Origin of the sequence: Pseudomonas sp. KD5 (assembly GCF_012932895.1) — a bacterium.
GTDB lineage: Bacteria > Pseudomonadota > Gammaproteobacteria > Pseudomonadales > Pseudomonadaceae > Aquipseudomonas.
The window spans coordinates 116,803-129,556 of sequence record NZ_JDWJ01000009.1; the positions used below are offsets into that span (position 1 = coordinate 116,803).

At 54.0% G+C, this 12,754-nt stretch carries 16 protein-coding genes; 9 read left to right on the forward strand and 7 right to left on the reverse strand.

Annotation, left to right across the window (positions count from 1 at the left end):
- The first annotated feature begins 49 nt into the window (after positions 1–49).
- Positions 50–595 carry a hypothetical protein gene (locus AF70_RS20235; protein ID WP_230172783.1) on the forward strand — a complete coding sequence of 182 codons (546 nt, stop codon included), beginning with the start codon at positions 50–52 and terminating at the stop codon, positions 593–595.
- 370 nt (positions 596–965) lie between these two features.
- Here the strand turns inward: AF70_RS20235 and AF70_RS20240 are convergent, their stop codons facing one another.
- A complete protein-coding gene (locus AF70_RS20240; protein WP_026331915.1) occupies positions 966–1,427 on the reverse strand; it encodes a GNAT family N-acetyltransferase in 462 nt (153 codons plus the stop codon).
- Between the two features lie 89 nt (positions 1,428–1,516).
- Positions 1,517–1,891 carry a tautomerase family protein gene (locus AF70_RS20245; RefSeq protein ID WP_028939708.1) on the reverse strand — a complete coding sequence of 125 codons (375 nt, stop codon included), beginning with the start codon at positions 1,889–1,891 and terminating at the stop codon, positions 1,517–1,519.
- A 108-nt stretch (positions 1,892–1,999) separates the two neighbouring features.
- On the opposite strand from AF70_RS20245, the gene AF70_RS20250 reads away from it, so the two are divergent.
- Positions 2,000–2,893 carry a LysR substrate-binding domain-containing protein gene (locus AF70_RS20250; protein WP_028939709.1) on the forward strand — a complete coding sequence of 298 codons (894 nt, stop codon included), beginning with the start codon at positions 2,000–2,002 and terminating at the stop codon, positions 2,891–2,893.
- A gap of 6 nt (positions 2,894–2,899) precedes the next feature.
- Here the strand turns inward: AF70_RS20250 and AF70_RS20255 are convergent, their stop codons facing one another.
- Together AF70_RS20255 and AF70_RS20260 are read right to left on the reverse strand one after the other, a co-directional pair.
- Positions 2,900–3,793 (reverse strand): tyrosinase family protein, encoded by an 894-nt coding sequence (locus tag AF70_RS20255; RefSeq protein WP_019582072.1) that lies wholly within the window; start codon positions 3,791–3,793, stop codon positions 2,900–2,902.
- A complete protein-coding gene (locus AF70_RS20260) occupies positions 3,780–4,244 on the reverse strand; it encodes a hypothetical protein (protein ID WP_028939710.1) in 465 nt (154 codons plus the stop codon). The genes AF70_RS20255 and AF70_RS20260 overlap by 14 nt, the downstream gene beginning before the upstream one ends.
- Positions 4,245–4,777: 533 nt before the next feature.
- Between AF70_RS20260 and AF70_RS20265 the strand changes: the two genes are divergently transcribed.
- From AF70_RS20265 to AF70_RS29890, 4 genes are all read left to right on the forward strand, one after another.
- Positions 4,778–6,007: a hypothetical protein gene (locus AF70_RS20265; RefSeq protein ID WP_028939711.1), complete on the forward strand. Its 1,230-nt coding sequence runs from the start codon at positions 4,778–4,780 to the stop codon at positions 6,005–6,007.
- A gap of 63 nt (positions 6,008–6,070) precedes the next feature.
- Entirely contained in the window at positions 6,071–6,223 is a 153-nt protein-coding gene (locus tag AF70_RS20270; protein WP_019582069.1) for a hypothetical protein, read from the forward strand.
- Positions 6,224–6,296: 73 nt separating this feature from the next.
- The gene (locus tag AF70_RS20275) at positions 6,297–6,809 is read left to right on the forward strand and encodes a type VI secretion system amidase effector protein Tae4 (RefSeq protein WP_019582068.1); all 513 of its coding nucleotides are present in this window, start codon (positions 6,297–6,299) and stop codon (positions 6,807–6,809) included.
- Positions 6,806–7,057: a hypothetical protein gene (locus tag AF70_RS29890; RefSeq protein WP_028939712.1), complete on the forward strand. Its 252-nt coding sequence runs from the start codon at positions 6,806–6,808 to the stop codon at positions 7,055–7,057. The genes AF70_RS20275 and AF70_RS29890 overlap by 4 nt, the downstream gene beginning before the upstream one ends.
- Positions 7,058–7,149: 92 nt before the next feature.
- On the opposite strand, the gene mqo is transcribed toward AF70_RS29890, so the two are convergent.
- The 3 genes from mqo to AF70_RS20290 all read right to left on the reverse strand — a co-directional run bounded on the left by mqo (position 7,150) and on the right by AF70_RS20290 (position 10,469).
- Positions 7,150–8,793: a malate dehydrogenase (quinone) gene (gene mqo, locus AF70_RS20280; RefSeq protein WP_169342493.1), complete on the reverse strand. Its 1,644-nt coding sequence runs from the start codon at positions 8,791–8,793 to the stop codon at positions 7,150–7,152.
- 318 nt (positions 8,794–9,111) lie between these two features.
- Positions 9,112–9,822 (reverse strand): GNAT family N-acetyltransferase, encoded by a 711-nt coding sequence (locus tag AF70_RS20285; protein WP_018928170.1) that lies wholly within the window; start codon positions 9,820–9,822, stop codon positions 9,112–9,114.
- 77 nt (positions 9,823–9,899) lie between these two features.
- Complete coding sequence (locus tag AF70_RS20290; RefSeq protein WP_028939714.1) at positions 9,900–10,469, reverse strand: YceI family protein; 570 nt, start codon at positions 10,467–10,469, stop codon at positions 9,900–9,902.
- Between AF70_RS20290 and AF70_RS20295 the strand changes: the two genes are divergently transcribed.
- The 3 genes from AF70_RS20295 to AF70_RS20305 all read left to right on the forward strand — a co-directional run bounded on the left by AF70_RS20295 (position 10,468) and on the right by AF70_RS20305 (position 12,718).
- Positions 10,468–11,340: a DUF3885 domain-containing protein gene (locus tag AF70_RS20295; protein ID WP_230172795.1), complete on the forward strand. Its 873-nt coding sequence runs from the start codon at positions 10,468–10,470 to the stop codon at positions 11,338–11,340. The two genes, AF70_RS20290 and AF70_RS20295, sit on opposite strands and share 2 nt — an antisense overlap.
- An 87-nt stretch (positions 11,341–11,427) precedes the next feature.
- The gene (locus AF70_RS29670; RefSeq protein ID WP_018928174.1) at positions 11,428–11,799 is read left to right on the forward strand and encodes a hypothetical protein; all 372 of its coding nucleotides are present in this window, start codon (positions 11,428–11,430) and stop codon (positions 11,797–11,799) included.
- Between the two features lie 157 nt (positions 11,800–11,956).
- On the forward strand, positions 11,957–12,718 hold the full coding sequence (locus AF70_RS20305) for a hypothetical protein (RefSeq protein ID WP_018928175.1): 762 nt from the start codon (positions 11,957–11,959) through the stop codon (positions 12,716–12,718).
- Positions 12,719–12,754 lie beyond the last annotated feature (36 nt).

Genomic DNA, 12,754 nt, shown 5'->3' on the forward strand with positions numbered 1-12,754 from the left:
GGAACCGAAGCACTAGCGACAAAGGTTTTTCCCAACTAGGGTTCTCTGTGTGATTGCGATTAAACCACCTATCGCAGTGGCGCATCACCGACGTGGCGAACCGAAGGAGCCAGATCAATTGATGAGGTCTTTGTGTGTCGCGGTCGCATTCGTAGCGCCCATCGTGTTGTCCACCACGGTCACTGCTGAAGTACTTGCGCATAAGACAGCGCTCGCTTTTGTTGCTCAAACCCATGTGGGTGACAGCCTGCCAACACTGGCGCTGTTGGCGGCAAAGAAAACGCAAACCTTTGCGATGCTCATTGAAAAGTTAGGAAGTGAAAAAGCACACAGTGCCGTATCGAGCGAAATTGACGCACTACTTCCGCAGTACCAGCCGAAATGGAATCAAAATCTTGCTGCGGCTTATGAGAAGTCTTTTACTGAAGAAGAGCTGTTATCACTCGCGTCTGAAGGCCAGGCATCCAAATACGCTGGCAAAGTGCTGGAGCGTCGAACTGACATCGGCAGAGACATGCAGTCCAGCTCGACCCCGATACTGATTGCCCTTGTATCCGAGGCACTTAAGGCCGCCTATTCCAAGCATATTCGTTGAAGCGGTCTTGATCCCCCTCTGCCATCAGCTTGTCCGAAAAAAACCAACGCCCCCCCAGTGTGGAGGCGTTGTGCTTTTTGCTGATCGCAGGACGAGACTAAACGGGAGAAATCGTGGCCAGCGCGCCAATCAAAATGGTCAACACCAGAAATCCACCCAGGAAAATTGCCATCTTGCCCATGGGGCCTCCTACGCTATGAGTTTGCGGTGCAGCGGTTACCACCACTGCTGACCGTGCCGTCATTGTGAGCCGCAGGCTGATCCCATTACAGATGCAGATAGCCAAGAAAAATACGGATCAGATCCGCGATTCACGCCCCCTGTAGCTGCCGAAGGCTGCGATCTTTTGATCTTAAACACGTCGCCCTGGTTATGTGGCGTCTACTAATGACTTCACATGAGTCGCAAAATCATCGTGTATCTGTTGGAACCCGCAGCGAAGGTAAAATGCCGATCCCTCTGGGGTATCCGTGGATAGGCGCACGACACGGAATCTCTGAGCCGCATATTCCAGAAGCCGCTCCACCAGAGCTTTACCCACATTCTGGCCCCTTGATGCGCGCGCGACGTATACCCGCCGTAGTCTCCCGATATCCGACCCGGCATATGGATCATATGAAAGACCACCGATGGCCATCAGTTGCCCGTTGCGGAAGGCTCCCAAAAGACATTCACCTGGTTGATCGAATCGATTCGACCCGTTTTTCCAATCTGCAACCAAGCGCGTGAGAAACCTGAAACCCTCTGTAACGGCCTCCGCTTCCAGTACCAGAATTTCCGGAGGAAGTGCTGATATCTGACGTATCGTCAGTTCGCCCGTTGACGTAACCACTCGATATCCCTTGTTTGTTTTGGCACCCTGCCTGACTCATCTGTGTGGACACCACGGCGTCTGGTGTTTTACACACAACCGCGTAGGAACTAGTTGCCCCGCCCGCCACCAAACGACCACTCATCTGCCGCGGTCGTGGTAATCACCACCATCACGTCCTCAGAATCGATGCCCGGCGCTCGGCCCAGTCTCTCGACCAGGTTGCGATAGAAACGCTGTTTCGTCTCGATGTCTCGAGGGCGACCGGCAGTAATCGCGATCAACACAAAGTCATGGCTGCGCGGACCGCCCAGGTAGTTGGGGTCAAAGATCAGTTCGCCCACTTCGTGTTGGTGAATGACCTGGAACCGGTCGGCCATCGGCACTTCGAAGCATTCTACCAAGGCATCGTGCAGCCCTTGTGAGAGGGCCTGTAAATACTCGGCAGACTTTCCCCGGTGCAGTGAAATACGTGCAAATGGCATTAAGACCTACTCCTGAAAATCCAACTGACCGGGGAAAACTATCAAGTCGCGATCATTCCGAATATCAGATTTAATAGCGGCCTTAGTCCCGAATTAATGGATGATTCGATGCGCCGTCCGACCTTCGATCTTGATGTGCTGCGTACTTTCGTGACCGGCGTGGAGTTCAACAGCTTTGCCAAGGCGGCGGATCGGCTCAATCGCTCGACGTCTGCCGTAAGCGCACAACTCAAGAAGCTTGAGGAACAGGTAGGCACGCCAGTGCTGTCAAAATCCGGTCGAGGATTGGTGTTGACGCCGGTGGGTGAAACCCTGCTCAGCCATGCACGCCGACTGCTCGAATTGAACGACAGCATTTTCCAGACCCTGCACGAAAGCCAGACCGCCGCCACGGTACGCCTTGGGCTTCAGGAAGACTTTGGCGAACACTTTCTCAGCGACATTCTGCGACGCTACGTCAAGATGTACCCGATGGTGAGCCTCGAAGTCAGGATCGCGCGTAATACCGAACTGCTTGCATTGATCGACAGCGGTGGCCTGGACCTGGCCCTGTCTTGGGACACAGGGCACAAATCCCCCTACGCCACGCACCTGGGTGAAACGCAGATGCACTGGATCGGGCCTCGTGACGCGCCCCCCATCAACGGCTCTGTCGATTCCCCCCTGCCATTGATCATGTTCGACGCCCCTTGCGTGTTACGCAGCGCGGCAACCCAGGCACTGGATGAGGCGCGGATTCCCTGGCGAATCGCGCTGACCAGCCCCAGCGTTGGTGGAATCTGGGCGGCCGTTGCGGCCGGTTTGGGCCTCACATTGCGAACTCGCATTGGGCTGCCAGCGCATCTCGCCGTGATTGCCGGTCTACCCTCGTTGCCGACCCTCGGCTATGTACTTCATCGAGGAGCAGAACACTTGGCGCCTGCCCCCCGACAATTGGCTGCGTTGATACAAACGAGTCTGCAAGAGCAGGCGTTCAGTATGACTAGAGGCTCCCCCGCTTGATGCTGCCTAAAGCAGGTCGCTCAAAGTGTCGTACTTGTAGTACTGGCTGTAATTCAGAACATCTCGAGGTGTCACCTTTTCCGGAAAAGGGCTGTACATCGGATCATCGATCCGATGGAACTTGAGCGTATCGGGAGCCGCTGCGTCAGGTACGTAAGCGGCGGTGGGATGCTTCGCTTGCCATGCAGCCCAGAGTCGGTCGACATTGCAATGATGCAGAAAGAACACCGGGTCGTTTGGCGAAGACGACAACCCCATGTCACCGCCGACCCACACATGGACGTTGTTATGAATGCGCTCTTTGCCCGCCCATCCCTCGATGGAGTTGCGCGCACCACCGGTGGATTGCGCCGCGTCGTAGGGTGTTTTGTCATACACGGTATTTTCCTGGATGACCTTGCGTACATTGGCTCGACTGGGCAGTGCTCCATCTCCACCCAGATAACGCACCAGAGGGCGGTTTACCCGACCCAGTTCCATGGTGCGGCCGTCACCCATCAGTCGTACCCGCCACTTCCCGTCCACGAACTGTCCAAGGTACTGATTCGACCAGATGACTGATGTCCTGGGGTCCTGAAGTTCCGCGTCAGTGTTCCAGTCCCAGTACGGAATTCGAAAGTGTGGGTCGTTTACCGCTTTGCGAAGCAACGATTCCAGCCGCACGAGAAAGTAGCGATGCCACGGTAAAAATGACGGGCCTCCATGCGCAGCATTCCTGGCCATCTGGCCCGCAGGCGTTGAAATCATCATGGCTCGGTGGTGCCAGGCCACCAAGGAGTCATAAATCGAGAGATTGGCCTGCCCAGGCCAGGGATTCTGCACGGGGTCCTTGAGCCGCTTCACCCCTTCGACGTATTTCTGGAGCGCCGCGAGATCTTTAACTGCATTAGACCTGATCATGATGTGCTCCGTGATCATGGTGGACGGGATGGTCGGAGTGCTCTTTCCCGTCGCCATCGCTCTTGGCGAAAGACTCGGGATAGGCATCGATCACCGCTGTCATCAAATCGAGAGCCGATCCGTAAGAAACGAATGGAGTGGCGTGCGTATGGACCTGCCCAGCATCGTCCACAAACAGATGCGCCTGGACCGGAGCGCCATCCACCTCCACCTGATAGGTAGTCACGATCCGGACAACGTGCCCTTTGTGGTTAATCTCGCGAACCGTCCTGGCCTCATGGCCTGCATGCGGGTCCACGTACTCGGGAAACTGCTCCTTGATCCACGCTGGGTGCATTTTGTCAGGATCAGTGATGGATATCTCGGCGAGAGCAGCTATGTCGGGCGGGCTCAACAGCGCGTTGGCTTCGGTAGCTGAGGGTTCAGGGCTGGAGACATTTTTCCTTGTCATGATTCCTCCTGGAGTGTGCCCCCGGACGATTGCCCGGACTGGCTGGAGAAAGTGTAGTCGGTGATGGGTAGAGATGCTGTTGAAGCCAGAGTAATGGGACCGGATTTCATCTCTCCCGGGGGGCGGACATTCAGTTTGAACACGGCTGCCAGTCCTCTGATCCCTTGTCAGGAAAGAATGATCCGAAAGACCAGTGGTGGAGCCTTGATTTCATGGCTCCCTGTTATATGCCTGAACTGGTTGAGCACAGGCAGTTGGTGACCGTAGATACCGTCTTGAACTTCACCTACTCCTGCGGATCAATCTGAGCCAACAGGATATTGACGTCAAAAAACAGAAGTCGCGCGATTACAGCTGAGGGGTTGGGCGTGAAATATAAGCCTATGATTTATATAGACTTTTAAAAATATCGGAATTGGTAGCGCAGAGTTATCTAGAGGCTTCTATTATTTCGTTACCGCCGAATTCGGTCCAATCATTGTTATGCGCCAACGACAAGGCAAGCCCTTAATCAATAATTATGGGAGGGTAACATGTCGATAAAAAAAACAACTGCCTTACTCGTGCTGGCTTTTAGCTTTTTCGGAGTGACGAGTTGTGCCAGCATAAGAAATTATTCAGAAGTCTCAAGCGAAAGAAACAAGAGCATTGTTCCTGATATTGACTATTATGACCTTGCATACAACGTAGATGTTATTGTGCTTCCTGCAGAAATAAAAACCAAAGAAAATGTAGATATAGACAATAACTTTTCAGGCGAATTACAAATTTCAAACTGGGGAAATGCCATCAAGGATGCGACCCAGAAAGAAATTCATAACAGTGATCGCTTTATCGAATTTGGACATTACAGCGGCCGCATTGAAATCAGTACAGAAATATCTTCAGTATCTATAAGCAACGCCCGAGGCGGGACTCGATCGAAATGCAATGTTGTTTACACATATAAAGATTTAGCGGCAGGAAAAATACTCTCCAGGCATGACAGAGCCATTGAATTAATAGCACCATCCTCTGCCATACCAAAACCCAGTAATAGTTTTTCTTACAGCCTTGATCAACTGACATACGCTATTACTCGCGAGGCGATTTTTGGCCTCGTTCGATTGTCGCCTGTTGCCGATATCCAGCTAACGCAGAAGCAAGTGAAATTTTATAATTCAAATATTAAAAGAAAACCCAACCAAATTATTAGCTATGTGCCGATCGACAGTCTTATTCACAAGAACAAAAAAGAACTAAACTCTGCTTTTTCAATGGCTAAGAAAACGCAAAAAAACAGCAATAAATCGACGAAGAAAAATAAGTCAACCGTTAGAGTAGACACCGTCTCCGCTCCCGCTACCCGCCCTCTGAAACCTAGCACAGCTAGCGAGCCCCCCACCGCAAACACCGTTACATCGAGTGAAAACCCTGTCAGTCAGAACTCAAGCCAGGCTGCGACTGAAACTAAAACAGACGACAGCAGTTCAAGCGGCATTACTAGCTCATTGGAGCCATTGAAGGATGACACCATTAAAAACGACGCGCCAAGTTATGACACCAGCGGACCTCAAATCGATGTATCGGCAGAGCAAGAAAGAGCGATGGATGAATGTTTGAAGGCGGAAAAAGCAAAGTTACAGGGAGCGAAAGACAATGCCGCTTCACGTACCGGATATACAACCGTGTCGGGACTCTATCAACCTCAAAACAAGATATTAGCAGTGCAAGAAAGAGCAATGGATGAATGTTTGAAGAGGGAAAAAGCAAAGTTACGGTGAGCGACTGGCAATGCTGCTTCACGTACCGGATATACAGTCGTGCCGGGACGGTAGAGGCAGAGCATGATCGCTGCGGTAGTCGACGTGCCTGGCAATGCGCCCAGCAGGCCGGCGATGGCGCTGCTTGATGATTTGCACGCGTTGGCCGGCTTGTCACAGACTGCGCTTCCCTACGGCAGGATGAAGGAATATTCCGATTTTTCCATTGACCTCTGAGAGGTCTCTTCAGCAAACAGGGCCTTCTGCTAGGCTAGCCGTCAGGATTAAAGGGCCACAGGGAGAAGGCAGGGTGCTCACATTCGACACGTTATGGAAAAACCACCCAGAAATATTTGGAGACGCAGCTCCGTGCAGAACCAACGGCGCCAAAAACTTCAGTGATCAGTGTGCTATCAACCTCGGCGTGGCACTACGCCGGGCAGGTGCTGATCTCGGCAAGCTCAAGGATGTCCGCCACTGTTGGCAGCACCCCAAGAGCGAAGGGCATGTATTGGCAGCAGAAGAGATCGCGCAGGCGTTAAGCCAAGCCAAAATACCCGGGCTGCACGCCATCAAAAAGATAAAGCCGAAGGACTTCGAAGATGATCTTGAAGGGCAACAAGGCATCATTTTCTTCAAGGATTTCTGGCGCCGAGGAAACGAGACCTTCGGCAATCGCAGCGGCGATCATATCGATCTATGGAACGGGCGTAGATTAACGGACTGGATGAGCTACCCTCGTATTCAGTTGGGGTTTTCCATTGAGGGCAGCTTCTCCGACTACCACGAGTCGAAGGAAATATGGTTTTGGAAGGTCATATGAAAATTGTCAAAGGGGCATTGTTCGTCATCCTTGTTGTTGCCCTGGCCGTTGGGGCGTTTAATTTGATATTCGTGGCAGTGTCTGGCTACTTTGGGCCGTTCTACGAGAGTGAGGCAGACCAAAGTCGGAACTTTGCAATTTGGCTTTTGGGTAATGCGGGGGTTGGGTTGCTTTCGGTTGTCATGGGTGTCGTTTTGTATCGGCGATATCTGCGACACGCGAACACCACGAACACCACGAACACGTAGGAGCTACCGAAGGCTGCGATCTTTTGATCTTTCGCCCACAAAAAAGCCCACTGACCGTCACCGGTTCAGTGGGCTTTTGACAGGGTTTCTAGTTACAGAGCCATATCCGTCGCAGCATTGGCCTTCGGCGCCTTAGCCGGAGCAGCCGGAGCAGCAGCCGGAGCCGCCACCTGACTAATCGCCGGCGGCGGAGTCAGCTCCAACACCTTGGCAGTGTAAGCCCACTCTTGAGCCACTTTCTCAGGGCTGTTGTTCAGCTGAGTGCCGTAGCTAGGCACGATCTGNTGCAGTTTTTCCTGCCAGGCTGGGGTGGCAACCTTGTCCTTGAACACTTTCTGCAGCACGGTCAGCATGATCGGTGCGGCAGTCGANGCGCCTGGCGATGCGCCCAGCAGGCCGGCGATGGTGCCGTCTTGCGAAGCAACGATTTCGGTACCCAGCTTCAGCACGCCACCGGCGGCTTCATCACGCTTGATGATTTGCACGCGCTGGCCGGCTTGCCACAGGCGCCAGTCTTCGGCTTTGGCATTCGGGAAGTATTCTTTCAGGGCATTCATGCGGTCTTCGTCAGACAGCATCAGTTGGCCTGCGAGGTACTCGACCAGCGGGTATTCCTTGATGCCGACGCGGGTCATTGGCCACACGTTGTGTGTAGTAGTGGTGGTCAGCAGGTCCAGGTACGAGCCTTCTTTGAGGAACTTGGTGCTGAAGGTCGCGAATGGGCCAAACAGGATGACGCGCTTGCCGTCCAGGACACGGGTGTCCAGATGCGGAACCGACATTGGCGGTGCGCCAACGGAGGCTTTGCCGTAGGCCTTGGCCAGGTGTTGTTCGGCGATGGTCGGGTTATCGGTGACCAGGAACGAGCCGCCAACCGGGAAGCCTGCGTATTCCTGGGCTTCAGGAATGCCGGACTTCTGCAGCAGGTGCAGTGCACCGCCGCCCGCGCCGATGAACACGAACTTGGCGTCGGTTTCGGTTTTGGTGCCGTCTTTCAGGTTTTTGTAGCTGACGCGCCAGCTGCCGTCTGCGTTCTTGGTGATGTCTTGCACTTCGCTAGACAACTTCAAGTCGAATTTCGGCGTGGTTTGCAGGTGCGCAACAAACTGGCGGGTGATCTCGCCAAAGTTCATGTCGGTGCCGATTGGGCTCCAGGTGGCCGCGACTTTCTGGTTCGGGTCACGCCCTTCCATCATCAGCGGAACCCACTTCTTGATCACAGCCGGGTCTTCGGAGTACTGCATGCCGGCGAACAGCGGGCTGGCTTGCAGGGCTTCGTAGCGCTTCTTCAGGAACTTGATGTTGTCATCGCCCCACACAAAGCTCATGTGCGGAGTGGAGTTGATGAACGAACGCGGGTTCTTCAGCACGCCTTGCTGAACCTGCCAGGCCCAGAACTGACGGGAGATCTGGAAGGCTTCGTTGATTTCAACGGCTTTCGCGATCTGGACGTTGCCCTTGTCGTCTTCCGGGGTGTAGTTCAGCTCGGCCAGAGCGGAGTGACCAGTACCGGCGTTGTTCCAGCCGTTGGAGCTTTCCTGGGCGACGCCGTCGAGGCGCTCGACCATTTCCATCGACAAGTCGGGTTCCAGCTCATTGAGCCATACACCCAGCGTTGCACTCATGATGCCGCCGCCAATGAGCAGCACATCGACTTTCTTTGCCTCCGCGTAAGCGGACGTGATCCCCATCGACAAAGCCAGCCCCAGCAGGGCTGTGTTCAGTTTCTTAAACATTTGTAGCACCTATGATAAACGCCATCCGCCTCCAACCCTCATTCATGAGCAACCCAGGTTCACGGGTACGCAGGCAGCGTGCCGCGGGTTTCTACATTCAGAAAGATTTGAAGGTGGGCACACAAGGCCGACGTGTCTCCATCGACCTCAGTTATATGTCCCTCGTGCACTGACTTCTTATCATTATTGGCTCAGCTACTTGAGCGACATTGATTCTGTCGCACGTCTGTGGACGTACGAACCGAATAAGTCAAACCAAGTTAATGCGACAGAATATCACGCCTCGGCCAGCCTGCGCGCCCGAAAGGACTCGACAGTCTAGACGGGACGAGGCCCGTGCTCGGCGTTTTTGCTCAAACGATCCAGCACAAACGCCTTGGCGTTGCGCGTCATTTGGTCGAGATGCCGGTCGCGCTGCTTTTCCGCATCGATCATTGCCCGCTTGCCGTGTTTTTGCAGCAGATACGTATGTATCTGCCGCACCTCCAAAGAACTGTAGATCGAGGTGACATCCAACAGACCCATCAGGCCTTCAGTGCCGTGATCCCGGGTGTTCATCAGCACCTGAGTGCCGCGCACGCCCAGCACTTGAAAACCCATCGACTCGAACCAGGGCACCTTGGCGACGGTGCATGTCAACTCGGCATGGGGGTAGCGACCGAGCATGTCTTGCAGCATCGCCCGCGCGACACCCTGTCGCCGGTGACTGGCCTGCACCGCCATGTACGCCACGCCGCAGGCCTCGGGATCGTCCTTGACCGGCAGGTACAGCAAAAACCCGATGACCTTCTCGGGATCTTCATCATCCATGGCGACGATCAACTCGACCGCAATGCCTTTGGCGCCGCCGAGCGCTTCCAGGTAGAGATGAACCTCATAGCCCACCGCGTATTGATAGACGTTGTACAACGGGTTGCTCGGCGCGATGCCTACCATGCTGATGTCGGTCAGGTTGTCGACGACCATCTGCAGAATCTGGCTGTTGATGGGCTCCGGGCATGGAGTGGCAAAGTGGGTGAGCTGGGGCATTGCGTTTCTGACTCCGGATCAAGGCTTACTGAACATCAGCCCGGCCATTGTCACAGATCGAGCCCCTCGCAGGAAAATCAACGCTGCGGCGCGACGATGCGGAAGCGGATGTCGATGTCGTTGGAGACCACCGTATCGGCCCACTCCCCCTCCCCGATCTTGAAGTCACTGCGTTTGAGAATGATGTTGCCATCGAAAATCCCGATGGCCTGCTCCGGTTTCAACAGCACCTTCACCTGCAACTCGCGCGTCATGCCCCTGAGGTTAAGTTTGCCGGTGATCAGATAGCGCTGATTGCCCAGCGCTTTCACCCGGGTCGATTCAAAGGTCGCCACCGGATAGTCCGCCGTGTTGAACCAGGCAGGCTTTTGCAATTCGGCATTGGCATCGCTGCTGCCGGCGTCGATGCTGGCAAGGTCGATGGTCATCCTGGCGTGGGCCGCGGTGGGGTTTGCCGTGTCGAAATCGAGCGTGGCGTCGAATTTGCCGAAGGTGCCGTACACCCTGGAGCCGAACTGGTTATAGGTGAAGGAGATCTTGCTGGCGGTGGTGTTGACTCGGGTGTATTCAACGGCTTGGGCACAGGGCAAGACGCCGATCGTGAGGATGGCGAGCAATGCGGCGAAACGCGGGAATCGAAGAGGCATGGAGTTCTCCGGGTGGAACGCCCTTCAGGGATTGAAGTGCTGCACCCGTGTGGCTGCGATAGCTGGACTTAAGCAAATATTCGAGGGTTATTCCAGCCCAGCAGAGCCCCTGCTCCTCAAAAGCCCGGCCCCACGGGTCTTTGGACTCGCCGGAAAGCCCGATGTGCCTAAAGTTGTGCTCTTGGCCGCCGACTCCCTTTTACTAACTCCTCTTACGAAGGACCGTAAAGTAGTGAACCTACAGCGTGAAATTGACGAGGTTTACGAAAGAAAAGCCTTCGAACGGCCACTGTTCTATTCCTACCCGGGAGGTTTGCGATTCAGCCTTTCCGAAAAGGGAACTGCCATTGAACAGTTTCTCCTGGCGCTTCAAAAAGCACGGTGCATTTGCGAGGACATATTCTCCAAGGAAGGATCGCTCGTTGTCTGTCTTCGTGTTCGTTCCAGAGCAAATCCATTTGCACACCGACCTGTTCTAGCGGAGCTTCGGGCGGCCGGTATCAAGATCCCCTCGAATCATTCCCGATGGCTTAACCCCATTCATCCGGACAATTGGTTTAATGAACATGAAGAAGAGCATTGGGCAAATGTCGCCTTTCATGCCCCATTGTCGCTACTTCAGAACTTTCTATGGTGTGCATTGGCGAAGGACATTGGAGACATTCGGCCCCGCCCGTTTTGTGACATCTACTTTTTCAACCTGAACCTGCAGGTTATGGCATTTCCCTACGATGATCGCGGCATGGATGTCGTCGGACCGAACAGGACTGCCCTGGCGCAGCTGTATCAGAAACATCAGCGTTTTTTACTAACCCATGATCGACCAGTGATGGATGAGGTATTCGGAGTCCAGGAACCCCATTGTAGATAACGCTGACAGCGACGCCTGGACTCCAAAAAATTTGGGCTCGATGGGGCGTGAAACAACCCGAACTGCTCTTCGATAAAGGAAAGTGCAATGCCACCGCTGATATGGGACCCGTTTGACCTTTTCAACGTACTTGGGGTTGCTCCTTCTGAAGGAGAGTCCGGGATCTCGCACCAGTACATCGTCGAACAGGGCGCTGTCAGACTGCAATTGACCATTTGGCAATTTGATTGCGATGTTGAAGTCCAGCTGTGGGCGGCTCCGCTACCAAACCCAATAGTGCGGTACTCAATGCTCGATTGCCCGGGTATACGCGTCGTTAACGATAAACGTGGTCGTTTTTTAGAGTTCGCTGCGTCTAATACCTTCTCGGGTCGCTACGACGGCTATTCAGTCATTCCTTACGGTTTAAGACTCTGGATTGATCCGCAAATTTTTCTTGAGCCATTCACCTACTCGTGATTGGTGCTCCCACGTCTTTACCCAGCCTGCCATTACTGGATAATGGCCCCCTGCCACAACCAGGCTCTGACCTTGATTTCTCAAGGTTTTATATTGCTACAGCCTGACAGTCACCTTCAAGGACGGACGATCGGCTACGGAACAAGGAATCAGCACCGTGATATCCCAGCAAGACTCAGCAATACCGCTTACCCGCACTCAGAAATTCACCTCGTTGATCACCCGCGGCATGGCAGGCCTCAGCGTCGTGCTGGGCGCCATGTGGGCGTTAATCACCTATGCCGTGCCGGACCCGAGCGTGTTCGGTTTCAGCTTCATCAGCTGGAAAAACGTGGTCCTGCTGGTGAGTGCATTCATATTTCTGGGAGCCGTTTCAATCGGCTGGCAGATTCGTAATTTCACGCCGATGCTCCGCGGCGCGTTGCAGTTTTTCATGATCGCCGGCTTGTCTTTCGGCTTCTTCATCCTAGGCACCGAATACGCCAAGCCCTCTTTCGAGTTCGCCAAACTGCAAGCCAAAATAGTCGAAAACGAAGGCAACAACCTGCTCGGCAAACGCATGGAAGTGCTGGATAACATTCGCATCGAACTGGAGGGTTGCGAGAACATCGGCCGTCTGCCCACCTGCACTTTTGAACTGACCAATCTGAACGTAGACCGCAGCTTTCGCTTCGACGACGGCACCCGGCTATTCGACGAGTCTGGCGGTCCACTGAAGTTCGAGTCGATCCGGGTGGGCCAGGTCGAGGACAACGCCTGGCTGCGCTTTCAGCTGATTCGCAACGTACCTACACGCGTTACGCTGATCTTCCAGCAGAGCAACAGCAAACTCAGCAAAACACCAGCGATCAAGTTGGTGTTTCGAGATGGGAATGATGAGACGCTTACCGTCAAATTCAGTGAGATTGTAATGCGCTAGTTGTTGGAATAAAGGCTCTCTACTGACCACTACGGC

What these genes read in the sequence shown, in the direction of transcription:
- AF70_RS29890 (WP_028939712.1), top strand. Translation starts at nt 6,806, where the DNA reads ATGAAAATTGTCAAAGGGGCATTGTTCGTCATCCTTGTTGTTGCCCTG.
- AF70_RS20285 (WP_018928170.1), bottom strand. Translation starts at nt 9,822, where the DNA reads ATGCCCCAGCTCACCCACTTTGCCACTCCATGCCCGGAGCCCATCAAC.
- AF70_RS20260 (WP_028939710.1), bottom strand. Translation starts at nt 4,244, where the DNA reads ATGACAAGGAAAAATGTCTCCAGCCCTGAACCCTCAGCTACCGAAGCC.
- AF70_RS29670 (WP_018928174.1), top strand. Translation starts at nt 11,428, where the DNA reads ATGCCACCGCTGATATGGGACCCGTTTGACCTTTTCAACGTACTTGGG.
- AF70_RS20290 (WP_028939714.1), bottom strand. Translation starts at nt 10,469, where the DNA reads ATGCCTCTTCGATTCCCGCGTTTCGCCGCATTGCTCGCCATCCTCACG.
- AF70_RS20255 (WP_019582072.1), bottom strand. Translation starts at nt 3,793, where the DNA reads ATGATCAGGTCTAATGCAGTTAAAGATCTCGCGGCGCTCCAGAAATAC.
- AF70_RS20265 (WP_028939711.1), top strand. Translation starts at nt 4,778, where the DNA reads ATGTCGATAAAAAAAACAACTGCCTTACTCGTGCTGGCTTTTAGCTTT.
- AF70_RS20295 (WP_230172795.1), top strand. Translation starts at nt 10,468, where the DNA reads ATGGAGTTCTCCGGGTGGAACGCCCTTCAGGGATTGAAGTGCTGCACC.
- AF70_RS20250 (WP_028939709.1), top strand. Translation starts at nt 2,000, where the DNA reads ATGCGCCGTCCGACCTTCGATCTTGATGTGCTGCGTACTTTCGTGACC.
- AF70_RS20270 (WP_019582069.1), top strand. Translation starts at nt 6,071, where the DNA reads ATGATCGCTGCGGTAGTCGACGTGCCTGGCAATGCGCCCAGCAGGCCG.
- AF70_RS20245 (WP_028939708.1), bottom strand. Translation starts at nt 1,891, where the DNA reads ATGCCATTTGCACGTATTTCACTGCACCGGGGAAAGTCTGCCGAGTAT.